The organism is Martelella sp. FOR1707 (genome assembly GCF_053484265.1).
Genome location: NZ_JBAKFP010000005.1, coordinates 60,582 through 86,556 on the forward strand (window position 1 = coordinate 60,582; position 25,975 = coordinate 86,556).

Genomic DNA, 25,975 nt, shown 5'->3' on the forward strand with positions numbered 1-25,975 from the left:
TCAGGCTCTTCAGCCGCGCTGGTGTTTCAGGGCGAGGATCGCCGCCGCCGTCTCCTCGATCGAGCGGCGGGTGACGTCGATGATCGGCCAGTCATTGCGGGCGGCAAGCGAGCGGGCGTATTTCAGCTCCTCGGCAATGACGGCGCGGTCGGTATAATCGCTCTTGCCATGATCCCCGCCGGCGCCGAATTCGCGGAACTCGCGGACCTGCGAAATCCGTCCGGTCGAGGCGATCAGGCAGACGATCAGCGGTTTTTGCGCGCGATAGAGACTGTCCGGCAGCGCCACCCCCGGCACGATAGGGATATTGGCGACCTTGACGCCGCGATTGGCGAGATAGACGCATGTCGGCGTTTTCGATGTCCGGCTGATCCCCAATATGACGATATCGGCCTCGTCATAGGTCTCGGGCATCTGGCCGTCATCATGCTCCATGGTGAAGTTCAGCGCCTCGATGCGGGCGAAATAATCCTCGTTGAGGCTGTGCTGAGCGCCGACCCGGCGTTGCAGCGTGGTGCCGAGATAGGACTGGAAGACAGCCGCCACCGGCTCCAGCACATTGACGCTCGGAACCCCCATATTGCGGCACATTTCGTGGATCAGGGCGGAAAGCTCCTCGTTGACAACCGTATAGAGCACGATGCCCGGCGCCTCGTCGATCGCGCGCAGCACGGTGAGCAACTGCTTGCGGCTTCTGATCAGCGGATAGACGTGCTCGATCGGCTCGTGGCCGCCGAACTGGGCGGATACCGCGCGCCCGGCCGAGATCAGCGTTTCGCCCGTCGAATCGGAGATCAGATGCAGGTGAAAGAAGTTTTTCCGGTTTTCCACGATGTCCTTCGCCTGCTGTTCATAACGCTGGAGAAACCGGGATGAAAAATCTCGTCCGGGTTTCGCCTGTGGGAAGCGGGAGCGTTTATCCACATATGCTCAAATACGGAGAGCGAGAAATCCAGCCTGTTGAAAACGGGGACAATGGCGACCACCGCACCGCTTTTCCGGAGGTTTTACACAGGGTTTTCACCGCGCGCCAGAGTCCGGAGGGCCGGAATTCCTTGAGATTAATCGCGAAATCCCCGGTCTGCCGGAATCCGAGCGGCGAAAATCGCTACAGCGAAACTGGAAACCGGGGAAATGACTCATGACCGCGGCAAAAGCTTTAATCCTTGATCGTCACAGACTCTAAGAAATAAAAGAAACCGAATAAAACAAGATTCATTTAGAGGCGAGGCTGGGGATATGGCGAAAAGGGCACTGGAACGGGTGCTGGATGGCGAGACCGTAAACCCGCCGCCGATCTGGCTGATGCGGCAGGCAGGGCGCTATCTGCCGGAATACCGTGCCGTGCGGGAGAAGGCGGGAGGTTTTCTGAATCTCTGCTATAATCCTGATTTTGCTACGGAAGTGACGTTGCAGCCGATCCGGCGATATGGCTTTGACGCGGCAATCCTGTTTTCCGACATTCTCGTCATACCCGATGTGCTGAAGCGCAATGTCCGCTTTGAGGCAGGGGAAGGACCGAGACTCGATCCGATTGACGCAGACGGGATTATGGCTCTTGAAAAGAGCTATGACGCAGGTCGGCTCGATCCGGTCATCGAAGCGGTGAAGCGGATACGCCGGGAGCTGCCGGAGAAAACGGCGCTGCTTGGCTTCTGCGGCGCGCCCTTTACGGTGGCGACCTATATGATTGCCGGACGCGGCACGCCCGACCAGGCGCCGGCGCGGCTGTTTGCCTACCGCCACAGACGCGAATTTTTGAAGCTGCTCGATTACCTCGCCGATCTCTCGGCCGATTACCTGATCCGCCAGCTTGAGGCCGGCGCCGGCGCGGTGCAGATCTTCGACAGCTGGGCCGGCGTGCTCGGCGAGCAGGATTTTGCCGACTTTGCCGCGGCACCCGTCGCCCGGATCGTTGCGAAGGTGCGGGCTACCCATCCGGAGGCGAAGATCATCGTCTTCGCCAAGGGCGCTGGCCCTAATCTTTCTACCTACAGAGCCAAAACCGGCGCGGATGCCATCGGCCTCGACTGGACGGTGCCTCTTGCTATCGCCAAGGACCTGCAGAAGGATGGGCCGGTGCAGGGCAATCTCGACCCGCTTTCCGTGGTCGCCGGCGGTCATGCGATGAAAAGCCGCGCCCTTGCCATTCTTGAAGCGCTTGCGGACGGGCCGCTGATCTTCAATCTAGGCCACGGGATAACGCCCGAGGCCGATCCCGAGCATGTGGCAGCGCTGGTGCGGCTCGTCAGAGGCGAAGAATAGTCTTTTTCAAGAGGGAGGATGCCTGATGGCAGATCGGAACAACGCCGGCAGCAAGGCGGCAGGACGGGCCATGACGGCGCTGCTGGTGTTTCTGGCGGTCTGTCTTGGCATCTACATCTTCGACCGCGACAATTTCTACCTCTGGGCCAAGGCGATCCACATCATGGCGGTGATCGCCTGGATGGCCGGCATGTTCTACATGCCGCGGCTGTTCGTCTACCATGCCGACACGGTGCCCGGTTCGGAAAGTTCAGAAACCTTCAAGGTCATGGAATACCGGCTGATGAAGGCGATCATGAACCCGGCCATGATTCTGACATGGATCTTCGGTCTATACCTCGCCTGGGAGGGTTTCCGGTTTTCCGGCGGCTGGCTGCATGTCAAGATTTTCGCGGTGTTCCTGCTCTCCGGCGTCCATGGCTATCTCAGCAAGGCGATGAAGGATTTTGCGGCGGATAAGCGTACCAAGAGCGCGAAACACTGGCGGATCGTGAACGAGGCGCCGACCGTTTTGATGATCATTATCGTCATAATGGTGGTTTTGAAGCCGTTTTAATCATTTGATGAACGGATTCGGCCGGTTTCAGCGATAAAAATGCGGTTTTTGCTCTTGTAACGTCAGCGGCAAATCAGTATCTTCCGGCCACTCATCCAAAAGGCTGTGCGAAAGTATCTCCCTTTGCCAATCCGAATTGGCACTGCTCTACCAGCGCAACCGGCCTTGCTATCATCATGACAACATCACGGTTTTCTTCATGTCTCAAATGAAGCTTCAGGAACTGAAGAGTAAAACGCCTACCGATCTCCTTGCCTTTGCCGAATCCGTCGAAGTCGAGGGCGCGAGCACGATGCGCAAACAGGAACTCATGTTTGCCATCCTGAAAATGCTTGCCGCCCAGGACGTCGAGATCATCGGCGAGGGCGTGGTCGAGGTCCTTCAGGACGGTTTCGGGTTCCTGCGTTCGGCCAACGCCAACTATCTTCCCGGCCCGGACGACATCTATATTTCGCCCTCCCAGATCCGCCGCTTCGCCCTGAAGACCGGCGACACGGTTGAAGGGCCGATCCGCGGACCGAAGGAAGGCGAGCGCTATTTCGCCCTGCTCAAGGTCAACACCATCAATTCCGACGATCCGGAAAAGATCCGTCACAAGGTCCACTTCGACAATCTGACGCCGCTCTATCCCAATGAGCGCTTCAAGATGGAGCTCGACAACCCGACCTCCAAGGATAATTCCGCCCGCGTCATCGATCTGGTGGCGCCGCTCGGCAAGGGCCAGCGCGGACTGATCGTCGCCCCGCCGCGCACCGGTAAAACCGTGCTGTTGCAGAATATCGCCCATTCGATCACCGCCAACCACCCGGAATGTTTCCTGATCGTGCTGTTGATCGACGAGCGGCCGGAGGAAGTGACCGACATGCAGCGTTCGGTCAATGGCGAGGTGGTGTCCTCGACCTTTGACGAGCCTGCCGTGCGCCACGTTCAAGTGGCTGAAATGGTTATCGAAAAGGCAAAACGCCTGGTGGAGCACGGCCGCGATGTCGTGATCCTGCTCGATAGCATCACCCGTCTTGGCCGCGCCTACAACACCGTCGTGCCGTCTTCCGGCAAGGTGCTGACAGGCGGCGTCGACGCCAATGCGCTGCAGCGGCCAAAGCGCTTCTTCGGCGCCGCACGCAATATCGAGGAGGGCGGTTCGCTGACGATCATCGCGACCGCGCTGATCGATACCGGCAGCCGCATGGACGAGGTGATCTTCGAGGAGTTCAAGGGCACCGGCAACTCCGAAATCGTGCTCGATCGCAAGGTCGCCGACAAGCGCATCTTCCCGGCCATGGATATCCTCAAATCCGGCACCCGCAAGGAAGACCTGCTCGTGCCGCGCCAGGACCTGCAGAAGATCTTCGTCCTCCGCCGCATCCTCGCCCCCATGGGCACCACGGACGGCATCGAATTCCTTATCGACAAGCTGAAGCAGACCAAGAACAACGCCGAATTCTTCGAATCGATGAATACCTGAGCGGGGCGGGAGCCGGGCGAGTTTTGTCTGGCCGAGGCCTATCTGCAACTGGTTGTGTACGGCATTGAAGGTGGGATGGACCCCCGTGGCATTCGCCGCATAGCCCCCCAATCTTCTCGCCCCGGAGGGGAGAGATGTCGCGAAAGCGACAGTGAGGGGGGAGCCTATCCCCGCGAAAGCCCTCACGTTTTGAAATGCCGCGCCGCCCTCACTGCCCCTTTCGGGGCATCTCTCCCGCCAGCGGGAGAGAGTATAGAGAGCAAGCGGCAATGCTCTGACTAAGCGATGGAGCGTTAATTCTAGTAATGCTTCATGCATATTAAACCATTGAAATAAAATAGGTTTCATAAAAATGTCCGCTGCCGGCGACACTATCTACGCGCTATCGAGCGGCGCCTTGCCTTCCGGCGTGGCGGTGGTGCGGGTGTCGGGAAAAGATGCATTTTCCTGTTGCCTCGCGATTGCCGGCGCCGTGCCGGAGCCCCGCAAGGCGCGCCTGATGAGGCTTGTTGATGGCGCAGGCCTTCCGATGGACACGGCTCTGGTTCTGGCCTTTGCCGGCCCGGCCTCTTTCACCGGCGAGGATTGCATCGAGTTTCAGCTTCATGGCGGGCGGGCGGTGGTGCGGGCAATGCTCGATCGATTGGCAGGCCTGGGCCTGCGGCATGCCGAAGCCGGAGAGTTTACCCGCCGGGCGTTTGAAAACGGCAAGATCGATCTTGTCGAGGCTGAAGGGCTTTCCGACATGATCGCGGCGGAAACCGAGATGCAGCGGCGGCTGGCGCTGGAACAGGCTGGCGGCGGGCTTTCCGAGCTTTATGACGGCTGGGCGCGCGAACTGACCCATGCGCGGGCGATGATCGAGGCCGAACTCGATTTTTCCGATGAGGACGATATTCCGGGTTCGGTATCGGCCACGATCTGGGGCACGGTCGAGGAAGTTGGTCGTCAGATCGAGAACCACATTGCCGGCAGCAGGGCAGGGGAGATCATCCGTGATGGTTATCGCGTTGTGATTGCCGGCCCGCCCAATGCCGGAAAATCCAGCCTGTTGAACGCGCTTGCGCGGCGCGATGTCGCGATCGTCACCGATGTCGCGGGCACGACCCGCGATGTTCTGGAAGTCTATCTCGACCTCGATGGCTATGCCGTTCGGCTGTGTGATACCGCTGGTCTGCGCGACAGCGATGATATTGTCGAGGCGGAAGGGATGCGCCGGGCGCGCGAACTGCTCGAGGAGGCGGATCTGATTCTTTCCCTCAGTGATATAAGGACGGGCCAGGCAGCGGAGCGCTTCGAAGGCGAGTGCCTGCGTATCGGCACCAAGGCGGATGCCGGGAATGGAGCCGAGGCTGACTTCGATCTGCTGATATCGTCGCGCACCGGCGCGGGTATGGATCGTTTGGTTGAGATGATAAAGGCGCGCCTGGAGGCGCGGCTTGCGGGCGCCTCATTGTCGCTGCCGGTGCGGGATCGCCAGGTTGGTTATCTGAAGGAAACGCTGCATCATATTCAGGCGGCGCTGGCCGCTCGCGACCACTCGCCGGAGATACCCGCCGAGGCGCTGCGGCAGGCCGCCAACGCGCTTGGAAGGATCACCGGGCGGGTGGATGTCGAGGATCTGCTGGATGTGATCTTCTCGTCGTTCTGCGTCGGCAAGTGAGCGCATTTGTTTCACGTGAAACAATCTTGACTCGCGCGCCGACAGACGGCACAACGCGTCGAAAATGACCAGCCGCGCAGGCGGCGGAGAAAGGCTCCGGGCAATGACCCGTCGAGCCATGGAGTCACGAATGTCCTATGATGTCATCGTCATCGGCGGCGGCCATGCCGGCTGCGAGGCCGCGAGCGCTGCGGCCCGCGCCGGCGCGAAGACCGCGCTGATCACCCATCGCCGGGAAACCATTGGCGCGATGTCGTGCAATCCCGCTATCGGCGGTCTTGGCAAGGGCCATCTCGTGCGGGAGATTGACGCGCTGGACGGACTGATGGGCCGCGTCGCCGATGCCGCCGCGATCCAGTACCGCATGCTGAACCGTCGCAAGGGGCCGGCCGTGCGCGGTCCCCGCAGCCAGGCGGATCGCAAGCTTTACCGGCAGACGATGCAGGTGGCGCTGGCAGATATCGACAATCTCGATATTCTGGAAGGCGATGTCTTCGATCTGGAAACCTCCAATGGCCGCGTTTCAGCGGTCATCCTTGGTGACGGCCAACGCTTTAGTTGCGCGGCTGCGGTGCTGACCACCGGCACGTTCCTGCGGGGCCTTATCCATATCGGGAACAGAAAGATACCCGCCGGCCGCGTGGGTGAGGCGGCTTCCGTCGGCCTGTCGGCAACCCTGGCGCGGCTTGGCCTTTCGCTCGGCCGGTTGAAGACCGGCACGCCGGCGCGGCTCGATGGTCGCACCATCGACTGGGATTCGCTCGACCGCCAGAGCGCGGATCCCGATCCGACGCCGTTTTCCTTCATGACGGCGGGCGTGCAGAACCCGCAGATTGATTGCGGCATCACCCGGACGACGCCGAAGGTGCATGAGATCATCCGAGAGAATATCGGCTTGTCGGCGATGTATTCCGGCCAGATCGAAGGCGTGGGTCCGCGCTATTGTCCCTCGGTCGAAGACAAGATCATGCGCTTCGGCGATCGCGACGGGCACCAGATTTTCCTTGAGCCCGAGGGCCTCGACGATCCCACGGTCTATCCAAACGGTATCTCGACATCCTTGCCGGAGGAGGTTCAGGACGCCTTCATTCATGCGATCCCGGGTCTGGAGCAGGTGACGATCCTGCAGCCGGGTTATGCCATCGAATATGACCACGTCGATCCGCGCGAACTGTCGGCTTCGCTTGAATTGAAAAAGCTGGGCGGCCTTTTCCTGGCGGGCCAGATCAATGGCACGACGGGTTACGAGGAGGCGGGCGCGCAGGGTCTGGTTGCCGGGCTTAATGCCGCGATGCTTGCGTCGGGCTCCGAGCCGGTGACCTTCTCGCGGACGGACTCCTATATCGGCGTGATGATCGACGACCTCACCACGCGGGGCGTGGCGGAGCCTTACCGCATGTTCACCTCGCGCGCCGAGTATCGCCTGACCCTGCGCGCCGACAATGCCGACCAACGGTTGACGCCGATGGCGGTGGCGCTGGGGATTGCGTGCGGTGAACGGCGCGAAAAATTCACGGACTATATGACGGCAATCGATGAGGGGAGGGCGGCGCTGAAGGGCCGTTCGCTGACGCCCAATGAGGCCGCTCGCTACGGGTTGAAGCTCAATCAGGATGGCCAGCGCCGCAGCGCCTATGATCTTCTTGCCTATCCGGAGCAGGACTTTGCCGGGATTGCCGCGATCTGGCCCGAGCTTGGCTCTATCCCTTCGGCGGTGCAGAGCGCGCTGGAGATCGAAGCCTCTTACGCCGTCTATCTCGACCGGCAAGCCGCTGATATCGCGGAAGTGCAGCGCGACGAGGGCAGGGCGATTCCGTTGGAATTCGACTATGACAGTCTGTCCGGGCTCTCCAACGAGCTCAAGGGAAAGCTCTCGGCAGCGCGTCCCGCGACCATCGCGCAGGCAAGTCGCATTGACGGCATGACGCCGGCGGCGCTTTCGCTGCTGCTGGTGCGGTTGAAGCTGCGGGCGGCCTGAGCGATGAAGCTGAATGGCATCGATGTTTCACGTGAAACAGGGGCGCGGCTGGACCGCTTCGTCAGCCACTTCGAGAAGTGGGCGAAGGCGATCAATCTAGTTGCGCCGTCGACCCGTCAGCAGATCTGGGATCGGCACATCGCCGACAGCGCGCAATTGTTTCAACTGGCGCCGGAACCGAAGACCTGGATCGATCTCGGCAGCGGTGGCGGCTTTCCCGGCATCGTGACCGCGATCTTTCTGGCGGAGGCTGGCGAGGGCTGGGTGCACCTTGTCGAGAGCAATAACAAGAAGGCCTCGTTCCTGCGCACCGCGATCCGCGAGACCGGCGCGCGCGCCAGCGTCCACGCCATCCGAGCCGAGACGGCGCCGGCGGAGATCGAGGCGCCGCAACTGATGTCGGCGCGGGCGCTGGCGTCGCTCGATCAACTGCTGGATTATGCGGCACCCTGGTTCGCCGCAGACCGTTCCTTCCGCGCTTTTTTCCACAAGGGACGGGATTATCAGCGCGAGATCGACAAAGCGCGTGACCGATGGTCGTTCGATCTGGTAAAACATGAAAGCAAGGTCGAGCCCGGCTCCGTAATCCTCGAAATCGCGCGCCTTGCACCGGTTCTTTGAAGACAGGCGGGACGATCATGAACCAGAAAACCAGGATCATCACCGTCGCCAACCAGAAGGGCGGCGTCGGCAAGACGACGACGGCGATCAACCTGGCAACCGCGCTCGCGGCGATCGGTGAGAAGGTCCTGATCGTCGACCTCGATCCGCAGGGGAATGCCTCGACTGGGCTCGGCATCGAGCGCAACCAGCGGGAAATTTCGGCCTATGATGTGCTGATCGGCGAGAAGACGGTCGCCGAGGCCGCGGTGCATACCGCCGTTCCCAATCTCGATATCGTTCCCTCGACGCTCGATCTGCTCGGTTTCGAGCTCGAGATCGCCAGCGATCCCCGCCGGGTGTTCAAGCTGCGCGATGCGCTTTCGCACAGCGATATCAGCAATTACCGCTACGTGTTCTGCGATTGCCCGCCTTCGTTCAATCTTCTGACGATGAACGCCATGGGCGCGGCCAACGCCATTCTCGTACCGTTGCAATGCGAATTTTTCGCGCTGGAGGGGCTCAGCCAGCTGCTCGACACCGTTTCGGAAGTGCGCAGCACCATCAACCCGAAGCTGGAAATCCAGGGCGTGGTGCTGACAATGTATGACAGCCGCAACAATCTCGCTCAGCAGGTGGTCAGCGATGTGCGGGAGTATATGGGTGACAAGGTCTACAAGACGCTGATTCCCCGCAATGTCCGGGTGTCCGAGGCGCCGTCCTTCGGTAAACCGGTGATCCTTTATGATCTCAAATGCCAGGGCAGTCAGGCCTATATCCAGCTTGCCTCGGAAATCATCCAGCGCGAGCGCGCGCTGGCAGCGGCGTGATGCGATTAACATGGTGAATGCGATGAGTGATGACAGTTCCAAACGGCGTCTCGGCCGCGGTCTCGCCGCCCTGATCGGCGATATCGAAAAGCCCGAAGAAGCCAGTGCTCCGGTGACGGCCGATCGCCGGATTCCGATCGAGTTCATCACCCGCAACCCGCGCAACCCGCGCCGCCATTTCGAGGAGGCGGATCTGCGGGATCTCGCCGCCTCCGTCCGCCAGCACGGCATCGTCCAGCCGGTCGTGGTGCGCACCATTGGCGCACAACGCTACGAAATCATCGCCGGCGAACGCCGCTGGCGCGCGGCGCAGCTTGCGGGCCTCGCCGATGTTCCGGCGCTGATCCGCGACGTCGACGACCGCACGGCGCTGGAGATCGCCATCGTCGAGAATGTCCAGCGCGCCGACCTCAACCCGCTGGAAGAGGCCAATGGCTATGAACTGCTGATCGCCGAGCACGGCTATACCCAGAACGATCTCGGCGACATTATCGGCAAAAGCCGCAGCCATGTTGCCAACAGTTTGCGGCTGCTGAAGCTGCCCGAAGGGGTGCAGACAATGCTGGCCGAAGGCGCTTTGTCGGCTGGCCACGCCCGCGCGTTGATCTCTACGCCCGACCCGGCAAGCCTTGCCCGCACCATCGTCGAACGGGGTCTTTCGGTGCGCGATGCCGAAAAGCTGGCGCAGAAGGCGATTGAGGGCGGTGGCCAGAGCAATCGGGCACCGCGTCAGAAGGACGCCGATACGCTGGCGCTGGAGCAGACGCTCTCTGATCGGCTCGGACTGTCGGTCGTGATCGATCACAAACCCAACGGCGGGCAGATCCGGATCAGCTACAAGACGCTGGATCAGCTCGACGATCTGTGCCGCCGTCTGGATCGCACGCCAAATTGATATGACACAATTTTTTCATTGAAATTCAAAGGACTGAAAGAAGGTCTGGATTGCACCCGCCTAATGACGCCCAATAGGAGTTGTTCGGGCAAGAAGGCCGCTCTTCAGCACTATATCGCATAGCCCCCCAATCTTCTCGCCCCGGAGGGGAGAGATGTCGCGAAAGCGACAGTGAGGGGGGAATCCATCCCCGCGAACGCCTCGCATGTGGAAACGCCGCGCCACCCTCACTGCCCCTCTCGGGGCATCTCTCCCGCCAGCGGGAGAGAGTAATGGGAGCAAGCTGCTACGCCGTATGCGATAACCTTGGCTTCAACAGAAGGCACATTCCGCTCCCCGCCTTCCAAACGTCACGCCCGCGTTGCCGCCCGGTTTGACCGCAGCGAGAGCGAAAGCAGGGTCTGCATCGCAATGCTTTCCTCAAGCTCGGGATGTTGGCGTGTCTTCAGCACGGTATCGGCCAACAGCCTGAGCGCCCGGGCAGTCGCGGCGCTGTTCCAGGCGCCGAGCGCGCGTTCGAAGATCGGCTTGCGCTTGAAGAAGATGTGCCGCCCGTGGGTCTGCATCACCTGGCTTGCGGGCAGGCGCTTGCTTTCCATTTCGGCGCGCATCTGGTCGAGCAGGTGAAACTGGCGGATACAGCCATTGAGGATCAGAAAAATCGGTGTTTTTGATTGCGCCGTCTTGGCCATGGCGTGGCGCAGCGCCGCCATATCGCCGGAAAGCACGGCATCCACCGCATCATCGGCGGAAATCGCGCTGGCATCGCCGATCACGGCGGCGACGTGCTCCTCGGTGATCACATCGAGGCCCCGGCCATAAAGTACAAGCTTGTCTATCTCGTTGCGGGTCGCCAACCGATCGCCGCCAATCAGCGACAACAGCAATTGCCGCGCTGGCGGGGTTATCCTAAGCGAAGCATCGGATAAAGCCTGGTCAATCAATGCGTTAAGCGCGCGGGCGTCGTCGGCGTAGCAGGGTATGGCCGCGATGGAGCGGGCACTTTCCGCCGCCTTGCGCATCGCCGTGCCCTTGCGCAGCTCGCCGGCCTCGATAATCAGCGAGGCGCTTTCGGGCGGGCTCTCGCCCAGCATTTTCAGCACATCCGCCAGCGCCTTGTCATTGCCGCCGGCGCGCACCCAGACGAGCCGCTCCCCGCCAAACAGGCCGATCGCTCCCATCTCGTCCATGATCCGGCCGGCGTCGACATCACCGCTGTCGAGCTTCATCACCGCGAAGGCATCATCCAGGGGTACGCCGGTGCCCTTGGCGATCAGCGCGGCGCGTTCGCTCACAAGGCCGCGATCCGGCCCGTAGATCAGAAAAACCCGATATTTGCGGGCATCCTGGCGCAGGAAGCCGTCAAACTGGTGGGATTTTATCTCGGTCATCGGGGCCCTTGTCTATTGCGGGGCAGGGGCGGGCGGCAGAACCTCCGGAGGCTCCTTGTTGAGCGCAATGGCGAGATCGGCATTGATGATCTCGGCCACTTCGTTCGAGGCCCGCTGCTCGGCATCGCGGATGGCGCGCAGACGCGCGAATTCCTGCGACGGGAAATCGACAAGCGCAATCGCCTTGCGGCGGCCCGAGGCCAGAAGCTTGCTGTCGGAGCGGCGGCGCAGCGAATAATCCGCCGTCACGATGGTGCGGCCCGCGCTCGCGGTATCGGAGGAATCGTCAACCAGAACTTCGGATGTAATCGCAAAGGCCGAGACATTGACGTCATATTTCGGATCGGCGCTTTCGCCGAGCCCGCCGGCGGTCATGAAGATCAGGTCGTTCAGCACATATTGCGCCACCGGCGTGGTCGGCGTGTTGAAGGCGAGCTGATGCATCTTGGCATTCAGCGCCGTGCCCTCCGCGCCGCCATAGAGCGGGCGGACCTGGCAGGCGGAAAGCGCCATCAGCGCGGCAAGGGCCGCTGCCGGCAGGGCGGTGCGGAAAAGGCGGTCAGACAACAACATTCACGATCCTTTGCGGCACGACGATCACTTTTTTCGGCGTTTTGCCTTCCAGCGCGCGCGTCACGGCTTCCAGTTCCATCACCGCAGCCTTGATGCTGTCCTGATCGGCGTCGCGGGCAACGGTCAGTTCGCCGCGCTTCTTGCCGTTCACCTGCACCGGCAGGGTGATTTCATTGTCGGCCGTCAGCCCGGCATCAAAGGCCGGCCATGCGGCCATGGCGATCATACCCTCACCGCCGAGCGCCTTCCAGCATTCTTCGGCAAGATGCGGCATCATCGGTGCAAAACAATGGGTCAGGAACAGGCTCGCCTCCTTCAGCGCGCCGAGCATTTGCGCATCGGCCTTGCCTTCGGCGGCTTCCGTCAGCGGTGCGGCCAGCACGTTGACCAGTTCGTAGATCCGCGCGATCGCCTTGTTGAAGGCCAGCGCCTCGATATCCGCAGCCACGGCCTTCAGCGTCTTGTGAGCCGCGCGGGAAACCTCCAGCGCCTTGCCGTCCGCGCCAGCTTTCGCCTCGACGCCGGCAAGGGCAGGAGCCGCCTCGGAAATCAGCCGCCAGATGCGCTGCACGAAACGGAACGTGCCCTGCACGCCGGCCTCGGTCCAGACCACGTCGCGGTCGGGCGGGCTGTCGGAGAGCACGAAGAAGCGGGCGGTATCGGCGCCATAGGTCGCCAGAATATCATCCGGATCGATGACGTTCTTCTTCGACTTCGACATTTTCTCGATCGAGCCGATCGTCACTTCCGCGCCGGTTTCCAGCATATAGGCCTTGCGGGCGCCGTCGGTTTCCTCGATCCGCACATCGGTCGGAGAAACCCAGCTGCCCGACGTGCCGCTGCCGCCGAGACGATAGGTCTCGTGCACCACCATCCCTTGCGTGAACAGACCCTTGAACGGCTCATCATGGTTCACGTGGCCGGTCGCCTTCATGGCCCGGGTGAAGAAGCGCGAATAGAGCAGGTGCAGGATCGCGTGCTCGATGCCGCCGATATACTGGTCGACCGGCAGCCAGCGGTCGGCAACGGCCGGGTCCGTCGGCGCGTCCTCGCGCGGCGCGGTGAAGCGGGTGTAGTACCAGCTCGAATCCACGAATGTGTCCATCGTATCGGTTTCCCGGCGCGCGGCCTTGCCGCAGCACGGGCAGGCGACATCCCGCCAGGTCGGGTGGCGGTCGAGCGGGTTGCCGGGCTTTTCGAAATCGATGTCGTCCGGCAGCTTCACCGGCAGGTCGGCCTTCGGTACGGGCACCACGCCGCAATCGGCGCAATGGATCACCGGGATCGGGCAGCCCCAATAGCGCTGGCGCGAGATGCCCCAGTCGCGCAGGCGGAAATTGACCTTGCGTTCGCCGCGCGGTGCACCGCGTACGGTCTCGGCTTCCAGCTTTTGCGCAATCGCTTCAAAGGCTTCCGTGGTGCTCATGCCGTCAAGGAAGCGCGAATTAATCATCACGCCGTCATCGGTATAGGCCTCGTCGCCGATCGCGAATGTCGCCGCATCGCCATCCTTCGGCATCACGATCGGGGTGACGGGCAGGTCATATTTACGGGCGAAGTCCAGGTCGCGCTGGTCGCCGGCCGGGCAACCGAAGATCGCGCCCGTGCCGTAATCCATCAATACGAAATTGGCGACATAGACCGGCAGCTCCCAGTTCTCGTCGAAGGGATGGCGCACGGTTATGCCGGTGTCGATGCCCTTCTTCTCGGCGGTCTCGAGCGCGGCCACCGATGTTCCGGCGCGGCGCGTCTCCTCGCAGAAGGCGGCGACCTTGTCGTTGTGCTTCGCGGCCTCCTTCGCCAGCGGATGGTCGGCGGAAATCGCCAGGAAGGATGCGCCGAAGATCGTGTCGGGGCGGGTGGTGTAGACGGTGACGTCGTCCATGGCGCTGCCGTTGGCGATGTCCCAGCGCACCATCATGCCTTCCGAACGGCCGATCCAGTTCTTCTGCATCAGCCGGACCTTTTCCGGCCAGTGGTCGAGCGTGTCGAGCGCGTTCAGCAGCTCCTGGGCAAAATCGGTGATCTTGAAGAACCACTGCGTCAACTCGCGCTGTTCGACCAGCGCGCCCGAACGCCAGCCGCGGCCCTCGATCACCTGCTCGTTCGCAAGCACGGTCATGTCGACCGGATCCCAGTTCACCTTGGACTGTTTGCGGTAGACCAGGCCCTTTTCCAGCATGTCGAGGAACAGATGCTGCTGGCGCTGGTAATATTCGACGTCGCAGGTCGCGAATTCACGGGTCCAGTCCAGCGACAGGCCCATGGATTTCAGCTGGCCGCGCATAGTCGCTATGTTCTCGTAGGTCCAGTCCTTGGGGTGGACCTTGTTCTGCATTGCGGCGTTTTCCGCCGGCATCCCGAAGGCGTCCCAGCCCATCGGGTGCAGCACGTTGAAGCCGCGGGCGCGCTTGTAGCGGGCCACGACATCGCCCATGGCATAGTTGCGGACATGGCCGATATGAATGCGTCCCGAGGGATAGGGAAACATTTCGAGCACGTAATAGGTCTCGCGCGGGTCGGCATTGTCGGTGACGAAGACGTTCTCGTCATTCCAGCGTGCCTGCCACTGGGGTTCGACTTTGCGCGGATTGTAACGTTCGGATGCCATGTCGGATTTGCTCGGTTCTTTTTCTTGGGGATTTTGGCGGTGAGCTTCACCATGAAAGCGCTTCAGCGTCAAGCAAAACGGCCCGGAAATGGGCCCGCCGGCGTTGCCTCGCCGGATGCCTTTGCCATATGGTGACGCCGCAATGGCAATGTGAGGTGTGACGATATGGGCGTGCGCGACAATCTGGAAGAGGTGCTGGGGCGGATCAGGGCCGCCGAACACGAGGCCGAGCGCACGGGCGTCACCCTGGTCGCCGTCTCCAAAACCCATGACGCCGACGCCATCCGCCCTGCCATCGAAGCCGGGCAGCGGGTCTTCGGCGAAAATCGGGTGCAGGAGGCGCAGAAGAAATGGCCGGCGCTGAAGCAGGAGACGCCGGATATCGAGCTGCACCTCATTGGGCCGCTGCAATCCAACAAGGCCGAGGACGCGGTCAAGCTGTTTGACGTGATCGAGACCGTCGACCGCGAAAAGATTGCCCGAGCGCTGGCAAAGGAAATTCAAAAGCAGGGCAGGGCGCCACGCCTCTATGTTCAGGTCAACACCGGTAATGAACCGCAAAAGGCCGGTATCGACCCGCGCGAAACGGAAGCCTTTCTCGCGCTCTGCCGCGATGAGCTCGGCCTCGCGATCGAAGGCCTGATGTGCATCCCGCCGGCCGGTGAAAACCCCGGACCGCATTTCGCGCTGCTGCACGATCTCGCGATCGAGAACAGCATTCAGAAACTCTCGATGGGCATGTCCGGCGATTACGAGATCGCGATTGCCTTCGGCGCCACCAGCGTGCGCGTTGGATCGGCGATCTTCGGCGAGCGCGACTATTCCGACTGAGAGCCCTTAGCCGCGCTTGAGATAGACCCGGCCGCCGCCCTTCTTGCGGCCGGTATCCTCCACGCCGGGGAATTTGCCCTTGCGCACGGCATTCAGGAATTCCCGCCCGATCTTCACCTTGTCGCCGATATAAAGCCGGTCCCAGCCCTCGCCATAAAGCGCGGGAAAGTGAAACTCGCCGGGCTCAAGCCCCAGCAGCCGGCTTCTGATGTCTTCTTCGTCAAGCATGGCTTTTGCAGTTGCGTTGGAAGTGCCCGGAAAATCGGCTGGCGGTTTTCCGGGCGGATGCATGAAAGGGAGGGCTCAGACCAGCGCGCCCAATGTTTCACGTGAAAACGTGCTGAGCGTTTCGGTCTCGCCGCCCTCGATCTTCTTCACCCATTCCGGATCGGCGATCAGGGCGCGGCCGACGGCGATCAGGTCGAACTCGTCGCGTTCCATGCGGCGGGTAAGTCGGTCGAGATCGGGCGTTTTCGCATTCGCCTCCGCGCCGCCGAACCAGCCGAGGAAATCGGCGCCGTTGAGCCCGACCGAGCCGACGGAAATCGTCGGAACACCGGTGAGCTTCTTGGCCCAGCCGGCGAAATTCAGCCCTTCTTCGCCGTCGATCTCCGGAAACTCCGGTTCCCAGAAACGGCGCTGCGAGCAATGCAGCATATCCGCGCCGGCATCCACCAGCGGCTGCAGCCATTCGGCCATCTCGTCCGGCGTGGTGGCGATGCGGGCATTGTAGTCCTGCTGCTTCCACTGGCTGAGGCGGATGATCACCGGCATGTCGTCGGAAACCGCCTCACGCACGGCCTTGACCACTTCCGCGCCGAACCGGGCGCGCTCGGTGATGGTCTCGCCGCCCCAGCGGTCATCGCGCAGGTTCAGGCCCTGCCAGAAGAACTGGTCGATAAGATAGCCGTGCGCCCCGTGGATCTCGACGACATCGAAGCCGAGCCGCTCGGCATCCGCCGCTGCTTTCGCAAAGGCGGCAATCGTATCGGCGATGTCCTCCTCGCTCATGGCGTGGCCGCGCTTCTCGCCAGGCTTGACGAAGCCGGACGGGCTTTCGGTCTCGTCCGGGTTCGGCGGATAGTCGGCGGAGGCAATGGTGTTGGCGACGTGCCAGATCTGGGGCCCCATCTTGCCGCCGGCGGCATGGACGGTGTCGATCACGTTTTTCCAGCCCGCGAGCGATTTCTCGCCGTGGAAATCCGGAATGCCGGGCAGGTTCTTGGAGTAGGGGCGGTCGATGACCGTGCCTTCGGAGAGGATCAGGCCGACATCGCCCTCGGCGCGGCGGCGGTAGTAATCGGCGACGTTCTGGCCGGGTACGCCGTCGGGCGAAAAGCCGCGCGTCATCGGCGCCATCACGATCCGGTTCTTCAATTCGAGCGATTTGAGTTTGAAGGGCCGGAACAGGGCCTCATTGGCAGAGTTTGACATTTCGGATTTCCTTTGCAGCCTTGGGAGGACTTGTGGCGACATAGGTATAAATTATGGACTTAGTGTCAATAAGGCATTATCATTTGCCTAGGTATAGATGAGGTGACCCCGTGACGCATGATCCGTCCCACTGCCCGAAATTCCAGGTGGATTGCATCAACCGGAAGATACTCGACCAGATTTCCGGCAAATGGTCGATCATGGTTCTGACCATGCTCGGCTACGGCCCCCACCGGTTCAACGCGATCAAGAAGCAGCTCGAGGGCATCAGCCAAAAAGCGCTGACCGACACGCTGCGCAAGCTCGAGCGCAATGGCGTCGTCAATCGCAAGGTGCTGCCGACCTCGCCCGTCGGCGTGGAGTATGAATTGACGGCGCTCGGTCAGTCGCTGCGCGCCCATGTCATCGCGCTCTACACCTGGACCGAGGAAAACGGCGACGAAATCACCCGCGCCCAAGCCGCATTCGATGGACGCGCGGCCTGAACGACCAGTCTCCGACAACCGCCCAAAAGCAAAAGGGGGCTTTCGCCCCCTCGATCGTTCCGCAGTGATGCGGCCGCAGCCGGAAATGCCTTACCGGTCGTCGTCTTCGTTCTCGTCGTCATCCTTGACCGAATTGCCGAGCGAGGCGAAGCGGGAGAACACTTCGTCGGCGGACATGCCCTTGTCGTCGTCCGAACCGAGGTTCTCGGTGTCCTGAGCGGAGGCGAGCGTCGCATTGTCCATCTCGTCGGCAGACGGCAGGGGCCGGTCCTTGGCGGACTTGCTGACTTCGAGGTCGAGATCGATCTGGCTGCAAAGGCCGAGCGTCACCGGGTCCATCGGCACGAGATTGGCCGCGTTCCAGTGGGTCCGGTTGCGGATCTGCTCGATTGTCGACTTGGTGGTGCCGACGAGGCGGGAGATCTGCGCATCCTTCAGTTCCGGATGGTTGCGCACCAGCCAGAGGATGGCGTTCGGACGGTCCTGACGCTTGGAGACCGGCGTGTAGCGCGGGCCCTTGCGCTTGGATTCCGGCACCCGCACCTTGGGCTCGGAAAGCTTCAGCTTGTGGTTCGGGTTCTTTTCCGCGCGCTCGATCTCGTCGCGGGAGAGCTGGCCGGTGGAGATCGGGTCGAGGCCCTTGATGCCCTGTGCGGATTCGCCGTCGGCGATCGCCTTTACTTCCAGCGGATGCAGAGCGCACAATTCGGCGATCTGGTCGAACGACAAGGCCGTGTTGTCCACGAGCCATACGGCAGTCGCCTTGGGCATGAGCAGCTTTTGCGCCATTGGATATAGTCCTTCTATCGTCCGCGCCGGTGTCGCGGTCCGTGGGTCTTTGCCACTATTTCCGGGAAAACATGGGCGTTCATATAACGGCAAAATGTCGCAATTGCAATTGATCCGGCGGCAATTGACCAATGTCTTATTGAACTCGCAAAATCAGGCTGTATGAATGGGAATCAATGGAGGAGCCCCGGTTTTTTGAGCCTTTCCGCCTTTCTTTGAAACGCGAAAACGCTCCATCTATTGATTGTGTCGCAATTCCGCCCGGTTAAGCGGTTCTCGTGGAATTGCCGTTAGGAGGAAACGATGTCGTCAAAAACCTATCCCGTGCCGAAATCGGCCAGCGCGCGCGCAAAGATCGACGCTGCGAAATATGAAAAGTGGTACAAGGAAAGCGTCGAGGAGCCGGAGATCTTCTGGGACCGCCACGGCCGCCGGATCGACTGGTTCAAGCCTTATACCAAGGTCAAGAACACCTCGTTCAAGGGTCGCGTCTCGATCAAGTGGTTCGAGGATGGCCAGACCAACGTCTCCTACAACTGTATCGATCGCCACCTGAAGACCCGCGGCGAGGAAACCGCGATCATCTGGGAAGGCGACAACCCCTATATCGACAAGAAGATCACCTATAACCAGCTTTACGATCAGGTCTGCCGCATGGCGAACGTGATGAAGAAGCATGGCGTCAAGAAGGGCGACCGGGTGACGATCTACATGCCGATGGTGCCGGAAGCCGCCTACGCGATGCTCGCCTGCGCGCGCATCGGCGCGATCCACTCGGTGGTGTTCGCCGGCTTCTCGCCGGAGGCGCTGGCCGGGCGCATCGTCGATTGCGAGAGCACTTTCGTGATCACCTGCGACCAGGGCGTGCGTGGCGGCAAGCCGATCCAGCTCAAGGAAAATGTCGACCTCGCCATTGATATCGCCGCCAAGCAGTATGTCATGGTCAACCATGTGCTGTGCATCCGCCGCACCGGCGGCAAGGTCGGCTGGGCGCGCGGCCGCGACCTCTGGCATCACGAGGAGATCAAGACCGTCAAGGGTGATTGCCCGCCTGTCAAGATGAAGGCGGAGGACCCGCTGTTCATTCTCTATACCTCGGGCTCCACCGGCAAGCCCAAGGGCGTGCTGCACACCACCGGCGGCTATCTCGTCTGGACCTCGATGACGCACGAATATGTGTTCGATTATCGCGAGGGCGAGATCTTCTGGTGCGCGGCCGATGTCGGCTGGGTCACCGGCCATTCCTACATCGTCTACGGCCCGCTCGCCAACGGCGCGACCACGCTGATGTTCGAGGGCGTGCCGACCTTCCCGGATGCCGGCCGCTTCTGGGAGGTGGTCGACAAGCATCAGGTCAATATCCTCTATACCGCGCCGACCGCGATCCGCGCGCTGATGGGCGCCGGCGACGATCTTGTGAAAAAATCCTCGCGTGAAAGCCTGCGCCTGCTGGGCTCGGTTGGCGAGCCGATCAATCCGGAAGCCTGGGAATGGTATTACCGCGTCGTCGGCGAGGAGCGCTGCCCGATTGTCGATACCTGGTGGCAGACCGAGACCGGCGGCATGATGATCACGCCGTTCCCGGGCGCGACCGCCCTGAAGCCCGGCTCGGCCACCACGCCGTTCTTCGGCATCCAGCCGCAGCTTGTAGATAATGAAGGCCAGGTGCTGGAAGGTACGGCCGACGGCAACCTCTGCATCATCGATAGCTGGCCGGGGCAGGCGCGTTCGGTCTATGGCGACCACAACCGCTTCATCCAGACCTATTTCTCCACCTACAAGGGCAAGTATTTCACCGGCGACGGCTGCCGGCGCGACGAGGACGGCTATTACTGGATCACCGGCCGCGTCGATGACGTGCTCAACGTCTCCGGCCACCGGCTCGGCACGGCGGAAATCGAAAGCGCGCTGGTCTCGCACCATTTCGTCTCGGAGGCCGCCGTGGTCGGCTATCCGCATCCGGTCAAGGGGCAGGGGATCTACTGCTATGTCAGCCTGATGAGCGACCACGAGGGCGACGAGGCTCTGCGTCAGGAGCTGATCAAGTGGGTGCGCTCGGAAATCGGCCCGATTGCCACCCCCGACAAGATCCAGTTCGCTCCCGGCCTGCCCAAGACCCGCTCCGGCAAGATCATGCGCCGCATCCTGCGAAAGATCGCCGAGGACGATTTCGGCGCGCTCGGCGACACCTCGACCCTCGCCGATCCGGGCGTGGTCGACGACCTGATCGAAAACCGCCAGAACAAGTCGAAGGCGGCCTGAGGCCGCAATTGGCCTCATCGTGGGGCCGTTGAGAAAACCTGGCCGCCGGCACCATCCGGCGGCCTTTCTTTTTCCTCCCGGGCGTTTCCAAACCGGTGCGCGCTTTCTATGTTGGCGTCGAACAGCAAAGGAGACCGCCATGACGATCGGGTTTATCGGAACCGGCGAAATCACCCGGGCCGTGGTGACCGGCCTGTCCACGGTCGAGGGCGAGAAGCCCGCAATCCTCGTTTCGCCGCGCAATGAGGCGATCGCGCGCGACCTCGCCGAACGCTTCGACAACGTCGCGGTCGCGGGCAGCAATCAGGATGTCATCGACGGGGCGGAGATGGTCTGCCTCGCGCTGCGCCCGCAGGATGCCGTGGGCATTCTCGAAGGCCTGAAATTCGGCCCGGCCCATCATGTCGTCTCGTTCATGGCGACCTATGGCGTTGAGCAGATCGAAAAGCTGACGGCCCCGGCGCAGAAGGTCACGCTGGTCACGCCGCTGCCCGCCGTCGCCTTCCATGGCGGTCCGACGCCGATCCATCCGGTGCATCAGGAGGTGGTGGACCTGTTCGAACCGCTCGGCACCCCGGTCGCGGTTGAAACGGCAGAGGAATATCAGGCGCTCTGCGTCGCCACCGCGACCCTTGCCGGCGCGTTCGCCTATTACGAGACGATCGCCGACTGGCTGGCGGCCAAGAATGTGCCCACCGACAAGGCGCGGGAGTTTTCCGGCGCGGTGTTCTACGCCCTTGCCGCCACCGCGAAGAACGCGCCGGAGCATTCCTTCGCCGACCTCACCAGGGAATCCGCCACCCGAGGCGGCACCAACGAACAGGTGCTGGCGCATCTGAAGGAGGAAGGCGTCTATCGCGCGCTGTCGAAGGCGCTGGACGGCATATGGCAGCGGTTCGAGGACGCGAAATCCTGAAGAACAGGGCAGGGGCCGCGGGACGCCATTTTTCTGAGAGACGTCACCCCACACTCAGAGTCATCCACGTGCTTGACACGAGGATCCAGGCCGCCCGGCAGCGACGTTGAAAATCGTCGCAAATTCAATTGCGTAAGCCGCCTGGATGCTCGGGTCAAGCCCGAGCATGACCCAAGAATGAGGCTCGATGACAGATGATGGTCAAGGCTTGTTGCTCTGTCAGCAGCGCAGGGTTGTATCCCCTCACGCCTGCCGACCCGTCCGCCGTGCCATGGCGCGTTCGACCATGACAAGGCCGTCATGGATCAGAAGCGCCAGCACGCCGACCACGAGGCCGCCCTGCAGCACGAAGGCGGTGTTGTTGGACAACAGCCCGGCGATGATGACCTCGCCCAGCGTCTTGGCCGCCACCGTCGAGCCGATGGTGGCCGTCGCCAGCGAAATCACCACCGATAGCCTTATGCCGGCGAGGATTACGGGGAAGGCCAGCGGAAATTCCACCTGCGCCAGCCGCTGCCATCCCGTCATGCCCGCGCCGCGCGCGGCCTCCGAGACATTGCCCGGCAGGTTGGTGAGCCCCGTCAGCGCGTTTTCGAAGATCGGCAGCAGACCGTAGAGAAACAGCGCGATCAGCGTCGGGATCGGCCCGAAGCCGAAGATCGGCACGGCCAGCGCCAGCACGGCGACCGGCGGAAAGGTCTGGCCGATATTGGCGATCGAGCGCGACAGCGGCAGGAACTCGACGCCGAAGGGCCGGGTGACGACGATGGCGAGGCTGACCGAAAACAGCGTCGCGGCGAGCGTTGCGAGCCCCACCAGCGCAAGGTGGCTGAGCGTCAGCGACAATATGCTGGATTGAGTGTAGATCGCCGGCGCGTTGTTCTGCGTGAACGGCGCGAACACCGGCGCGAAGGTCTCGGGCGTGACGATGAAGGTCACGAGCAGCGCCAGAAGCGCCAGCCTTATCAGCATCGCAAGCTTCATGAAGCCGGACCTTCCGCCCGCTGCAACAGCCTTTCGCGGGTAATGCGGCCGATGATGGCCCCGTCGCGTTCGACCGGCACGGCATCGCGTCCGGACCAGAGGATCTGCGCCAGCGCATCTCTCAGGCTCGCGGTATCGGCGATGGGGGGACCTTCGGCCGGGCCTTCCTCCACCATTTTCGACGCCGCCGTCAGCGACAGCATGCGGAAGGCCTTGTCGCCGGTGCCGAGCAGTTCATTGACGAAATCGGAGGCCGGATGGGCAATGATTTCGGCGGGCGGCGCATATTGCAAAAGCTTGCCCTCGTGCATCACGCCGATCCGGTGGCCGAGCAGGATCGCCTCGTCCATGTCGTGGGTGACCAGCACCACGGTGGTCGAGAACTGCCGCTGGATCTTGAGCAGGTCCTCCTGCGCCTTGGCGCGGATGATCGGGTCGAGCGCGCCGAAGGGTTCGTCCATCAACAGCAGCGCCGGCTCGGCGGCAAGCGCCCGGGCGACGCCGATACGCTGCTTCTGGCCGCCGGAAAGCTCCTGCGGCATGCGGTCGCGATAAAGCTCGGGCTCGAGGTTGAAGAGCGACAGCAGCTCGTCGACGCGCTCGTCGCGCTTCTTGCGGTCCCAGCCGAGCAGTTTCGGCACGGTGGCGATGTTTTCGGCGACCGAGCGATGCGGAAACAGGCCGTGGCCCTGGATCGCGTAGCCGATGCCGCGCCTGAGCTCATAGGCCGGCAGGTCGCGATTGTCGCGGCCATCGATTCGGATCGTGCCGGATGTGGGTTCCACGAGCCGGTTGATCATCCGCATCAGCGTGGTCTTGCCGGAGCCGGACGTGCCGACGATGGCCGCGAGTTCGCCGCGCTCGACGGTGAGCGAGACATTGTCCACGGCCCGCGCCTCGCCATAGACCTTGGTGACGGCATCGATCTCAATCATGGGCGGCGGACCCTTTTCTTCTGGCTGACTTCAACGAGGGCGTCGAGGATGATGGCTGCGGCAAAGGCCATGCCGACCACCGGCAGCGCGCCGAGCAGCACGAGGTCGGTGGCGGTCTGGCCGATGCCCTGGAATACGAAGGTGCCGAAGCCGCCGCCGCCGATCAGGCCGGCGATCACGGCGAGCCCGATATTCTGCACCAGCACGATGCGGATGCCGGTGAGGATCACCGGAAAAGCGAGCGGCAGCTCGATCTGGAACAGCAGTTGCGGGCCGGTCATGCCCATGCCGCGCGCGGCGTCGCGGGCGTCACGCGGCACGCTGTCGAGGCCGGCGACCGTGTTGGAGACCACCGGCAGCAGCGAATAGGCAAACAGCGCCACGATCGCAGGCGCAAAGCCGATCCCGGCAATGCCGAGCGCTGCGGCCCCCGGCACGGTGCGGCCGATCCAGGCCAGCGGCGCGATCAGAAGCCCGAACAGCGCAATCGAGGGAATGGTCTGCAACACGTTCAGGGCGTTCAGAATGCTGGCGCGCACCGGCGGCGTTCGAAAGCACAATATGCCGATGGGAATGCCGATAACCGTGGCAGCCGCGAGCGATCCGAAGGCGAGCGCCACGTGAATGCGGCCCTCGCGCCAGAAGGCGGCGGCGCGGTTTTCATATTCCTTGATGATCGAAAGCTCGTTCCACGCCCCCGACCACAGCAGCGCCCCAATCGCGGCAATGGCGGCGAGCAGAAAGATGATTCTGGCGAGCGGCGAGAGCTGTTTGCGCACGATCGCATCGGCCATCGCGATCGAAAACGCAAAGAGCATGATCCAGAACCCGCCGCCCGGCGAAACGCGGGCATAGGGATTGTCGTCCGGCATCAGGTAGTAGCCGGCGCGCCCGACCATCAGCGCCAGCACCGCAATCGCGGCCACCGCGGCAGCCAGCCGGAGGTTTACCGGGGTTTTCAGCAGAATGACGGCAACCACGGCCATCAAAAAGGCGATCAGCGCGATCGCCTGCGCCATCGGCATCGCCGCCCAGAGCATGACGCCCTCGGCGGACACGATGCGGTTTGCGCGCGACAGCGCGAAGGGTTGGAGAAACAGACCGGCAAGCGCGATCGCCGCAACGATGACGCCAAGCTTATCGAGCCTTCCGGTCGCGCTCGTCTCTGTCTCGGTGATGGCTGACATGTTCTGCCTTAGGTCGTTGTTCCGTTGAAGCGGGGCGATCTTGCTCCAAACAATCTCTCCCCTTGCGGGCAGGGCTATGGCATATGACATCGTCGCATAGCCCCCCAATCTTCTCGCCCCGGAGGGGAGAGATGTCGCGAAAGCGACAGTGAGGGGGGGAGACTTTCACCGCGAACGCCCTCACAACTTGAAATGCTGCTTCACCCTCACTGCCCCTTTCGGGGCATCTCTCCCGCAAGCGGGAGAGAGTACTGGGAGCAAGCTGCGATACCCCTGCCCGTGTGGGGGAGATTATTGGGGGCCTTACGGTTAGGTCAAAACCCCGACCTTACTTCACGAACCCGTTCAGCGTCAGGAACTCCTTGGCAACCGCATCGGCCGGCTCGCCGCCGACCTGGACGCGGCCGTTGAGGTCCTGCAGGGTTTCAAGGTCGAGCGCCTCGAAGACCGGTTTCAGGATCTCGGCGATCTGCGGATATTCCTCAAGGCGCGCCTCGCGGATGATCGGGGTCGGCAGGTAGACCGGCTGCACGCCCTTGTCGTCGTCCATCACCTTCAGGCCGGAGGGCGCGATGCCGCCATCGGTGCCGTAGACCATGGCGGCATTGGCGCCGGAGGTCTGCTTGGCGGCGGCCGCGATCGTTGCCGCGGTATCTCCGCCGGAAAGCGTGATCAGCTGGTCGGAATCAAGGTGGAAGTCATAGGCCTTTTCGAAGGCCGGCAGCGCCGAAGGCGAGGTCACGAATTCGGAGGAAGCCGCGAGCTTGATGTCGCCGCCATCGGCGATGTATTTGCCGAGTTCGGAAAGGTCGGTCAGATTGTTATCATCGGCGATTTCCTTGCGGATCGCGATCGCCCAGGTGTTGTTGGCGTTGGCCGGGGTCAGCCACACGATCTTCTCGGCGTCGTAATCGAGCTTCTTCGCCTCTTCATAGCCTTCCTCGGCATTCTTCCATACCGGCAGGGCGGCCTTGTTGTAGAAGAAGGCGGCATTGCCGGTATATTCCGGATAGATGTCGATCTGGCCTTCGGTGATCGCCTGACGCACGATCGGCGTGGCGCCGAGCTGGATCTTGTTTTCTGTCGGAATATCGTTGGCCTGTAGCGTCTGGAGGATGATGTTGCCCAGCACGCCGCCCTCGGTGTCGATCTTGGAGGAGACGACCACGGGCGCTGCCGCGGCGGTCTGGGCGGCGGCGAAGGCTGCGATCGCCAGTGCGCCGGTCAGGGTGAGAAGTCGGTTCATATCGGTTCCCTCTCTCTAGGAACGGCCCGTCCCGGGCCGGTTGCCGCGCCTTGGGGTCCTCACCCCGCAAACGGCGCAG

At 62.3% G+C, this 25,975-nt stretch carries 23 protein-coding genes; 12 read left to right on the plus strand and 11 right to left on the minus strand.

Going from position 1 to position 25,975, the window contains the following annotated elements; translation table 11 throughout:
* Positions 1-9: 9 nt before the first annotated feature.
* A complete protein-coding gene (locus V6765_RS14555) occupies positions 10-831 on the minus strand; it encodes a pyruvate, water dikinase regulatory protein (protein ID WP_448429982.1) in 822 nt (273 codons plus the stop codon).
* A 408-nt stretch (positions 832-1,239) separates the two neighbouring features.
* Here V6765_RS14555 and hemE point away from each other — a divergent pair, with 408 nt between their 5' ends.
* The 8 genes from hemE to V6765_RS14595 all read left to right on the plus strand — a co-directional run bounded on the left by hemE (position 1,240) and on the right by V6765_RS14595 (position 10,252).
* Positions 1,240-2,265, plus strand: a complete 1,026-nt coding sequence (gene hemE, locus V6765_RS14560; protein ID WP_448429984.1) for a uroporphyrinogen decarboxylase — start codon at positions 1,240-1,242, stop codon at positions 2,263-2,265.
* A 25-nt stretch (positions 2,266-2,290) separates the two neighbouring features.
* On the plus strand, positions 2,291-2,821 hold the full coding sequence (hemJ, locus tag V6765_RS14565; protein ID WP_448429986.1) for a protoporphyrinogen oxidase HemJ: 531 nt from the start codon (positions 2,291-2,293) through the stop codon (positions 2,819-2,821).
* Between the two features lie 199 nt (positions 2,822-3,020).
* A complete protein-coding gene (rho, locus tag V6765_RS14570; protein ID WP_448429988.1) occupies positions 3,021-4,286 on the plus strand; it encodes a transcription termination factor Rho in 1,266 nt (421 codons plus the stop codon).
* A gap of 352 nt (positions 4,287-4,638) precedes the next feature.
* Positions 4,639-5,949 (plus strand): tRNA uridine-5-carboxymethylaminomethyl(34) synthesis GTPase MnmE, encoded by a 1,311-nt coding sequence (gene mnmE, locus V6765_RS14575; RefSeq protein WP_448429990.1) that lies wholly within the window; start codon positions 4,639-4,641, stop codon positions 5,947-5,949.
* 130 nt (positions 5,950-6,079) lie between these two features.
* Complete coding sequence (gene mnmG, locus V6765_RS14580) at positions 6,080-7,927, plus strand: tRNA uridine-5-carboxymethylaminomethyl(34) synthesis enzyme MnmG (RefSeq protein ID WP_448429992.1); 1,848 nt, start codon at positions 6,080-6,082, stop codon at positions 7,925-7,927.
* 3 nt (positions 7,928-7,930) lie between these two features.
* Positions 7,931-8,548: a 16S rRNA (guanine(527)-N(7))-methyltransferase RsmG gene (gene rsmG, locus V6765_RS14585; protein ID WP_448429994.1), complete on the plus strand. Its 618-nt coding sequence runs from the start codon at positions 7,931-7,933 to the stop codon at positions 8,546-8,548.
* A gap of 14 nt (positions 8,549-8,562) precedes the next feature.
* Positions 8,563-9,357 (plus strand): ParA family protein, encoded by a 795-nt coding sequence (locus V6765_RS14590; RefSeq protein ID WP_448430908.1) that lies wholly within the window; start codon positions 8,563-8,565, stop codon positions 9,355-9,357.
* Between the two features lie 22 nt (positions 9,358-9,379).
* Positions 9,380-10,252, plus strand: a complete 873-nt coding sequence (locus tag V6765_RS14595) for a ParB/RepB/Spo0J family partition protein (protein ID WP_448429996.1) — start codon at positions 9,380-9,382, stop codon at positions 10,250-10,252.
* A 350-nt stretch (positions 10,253-10,602) separates the two neighbouring features.
* Here the strand turns inward: V6765_RS14595 and holA are convergent, their stop codons facing one another.
* From holA to leuS, 3 genes are read right to left on the minus strand one after another with little or no spacing between them, the layout of a single operon-like run.
* Positions 10,603-11,643: a DNA polymerase III subunit delta gene (gene holA, locus V6765_RS14600; RefSeq protein ID WP_448429998.1), complete on the minus strand. Its 1,041-nt coding sequence runs from the start codon at positions 11,641-11,643 to the stop codon at positions 10,603-10,605.
* A gap of 12 nt (positions 11,644-11,655) precedes the next feature.
* Positions 11,656-12,216 carry a hypothetical protein gene (locus V6765_RS14605; protein WP_448430000.1) on the minus strand — a complete coding sequence of 187 codons (561 nt, stop codon included), beginning with the start codon at positions 12,214-12,216 and terminating at the stop codon, positions 11,656-11,658.
* Complete coding sequence (gene leuS / locus V6765_RS14610) at positions 12,203-14,827, minus strand: leucine--tRNA ligase (protein ID WP_448430002.1); 2,625 nt, start codon at positions 14,825-14,827, stop codon at positions 12,203-12,205. Before leuS ends, V6765_RS14605 begins: the two co-directional genes overlap by 14 nt.
* A 165-nt stretch (positions 14,828-14,992) precedes the next feature.
* On the opposite strand from leuS, the gene V6765_RS14615 reads away from it, so the two are divergent.
* Positions 14,993-15,658: a YggS family pyridoxal phosphate-dependent enzyme gene (locus tag V6765_RS14615; RefSeq protein WP_448430004.1), complete on the plus strand. Its 666-nt coding sequence runs from the start codon at positions 14,993-14,995 to the stop codon at positions 15,656-15,658.
* Positions 15,659-15,664: 6 nt separating this feature from the next.
* Here the strand turns inward: V6765_RS14615 and V6765_RS14620 are convergent, their stop codons facing one another.
* Positions 15,665-15,886, minus strand: a complete 222-nt coding sequence (locus V6765_RS14620) for a DUF1413 domain-containing protein (protein ID WP_448430006.1) — start codon at positions 15,884-15,886, stop codon at positions 15,665-15,667.
* A gap of 75 nt (positions 15,887-15,961) precedes the next feature.
* On the minus strand, positions 15,962-17,092 hold the full coding sequence (locus V6765_RS14625; RefSeq protein WP_448430008.1) for an NADH:flavin oxidoreductase: 1,131 nt from the start codon (positions 17,090-17,092) through the stop codon (positions 15,962-15,964).
* Positions 17,093-17,202: 110 nt separating this feature from the next.
* On the opposite strand from V6765_RS14625, the gene V6765_RS14630 reads away from it, so the two are divergent.
* Positions 17,203-17,577, plus strand: coding sequence for a winged helix-turn-helix transcriptional regulator (locus V6765_RS14630; RefSeq protein ID WP_448430010.1), 375 nt, complete (start codon positions 17,203-17,205; stop codon positions 17,575-17,577).
* 90 nt (positions 17,578-17,667) lie between these two features.
* Here the strand turns inward: V6765_RS14630 and V6765_RS14635 are convergent, their stop codons facing one another.
* Positions 17,668-18,366, minus strand: a complete 699-nt coding sequence (locus V6765_RS14635) for a DUF1013 domain-containing protein (RefSeq protein ID WP_448430012.1) — start codon at positions 18,364-18,366, stop codon at positions 17,668-17,670.
* A 303-nt stretch (positions 18,367-18,669) separates the two neighbouring features.
* Between V6765_RS14635 and acs the strand changes: the two genes are divergently transcribed.
* Both acs and V6765_RS14645 read left to right on the plus strand, forming a co-directional pair.
* The gene (acs, locus tag V6765_RS14640; RefSeq protein ID WP_448430014.1) at positions 18,670-20,628 is read left to right on the plus strand and encodes an acetate--CoA ligase; all 1,959 of its coding nucleotides are present in this window, start codon (positions 18,670-18,672) and stop codon (positions 20,626-20,628) included.
* A gap of 139 nt (positions 20,629-20,767) precedes the next feature.
* Positions 20,768-21,544: a pyrroline-5-carboxylate reductase gene (locus tag V6765_RS14645; protein WP_448430016.1), complete on the plus strand. Its 777-nt coding sequence runs from the start codon at positions 20,768-20,770 to the stop codon at positions 21,542-21,544.
* Between the two features lie 243 nt (positions 21,545-21,787).
* On the opposite strand, the gene V6765_RS14650 is transcribed toward V6765_RS14645, so the two are convergent.
* From V6765_RS14650 to osmF, 4 genes are all read right to left on the minus strand, one after another.
* Positions 21,788-22,516: an ABC transporter permease gene (locus tag V6765_RS14650; protein ID WP_448430910.1), complete on the minus strand. Its 729-nt coding sequence runs from the start codon at positions 22,514-22,516 to the stop codon at positions 21,788-21,790.
* A gap of 8 nt (positions 22,517-22,524) precedes the next feature.
* Positions 22,525-23,463: an ABC transporter ATP-binding protein gene (locus V6765_RS14655; RefSeq protein WP_448430018.1), complete on the minus strand. Its 939-nt coding sequence runs from the start codon at positions 23,461-23,463 to the stop codon at positions 22,525-22,527.
* On the minus strand, positions 23,460-24,650 hold the full coding sequence (locus tag V6765_RS14660; protein ID WP_448430020.1) for an ABC transporter permease: 1,191 nt from the start codon (positions 24,648-24,650) through the stop codon (positions 23,460-23,462). Before V6765_RS14660 ends, V6765_RS14655 begins: the two co-directional genes overlap by 4 nt.
* 328 nt (positions 24,651-24,978) lie before the next feature.
* Positions 24,979-25,896 carry a glycine betaine ABC transporter substrate-binding protein OsmF gene (gene osmF, locus V6765_RS14665; protein ID WP_448430022.1) on the minus strand — a complete coding sequence of 306 codons (918 nt, stop codon included), beginning with the start codon at positions 25,894-25,896 and terminating at the stop codon, positions 24,979-24,981.
* Positions 25,897-25,975: the final 79 nt, after the last annotated feature.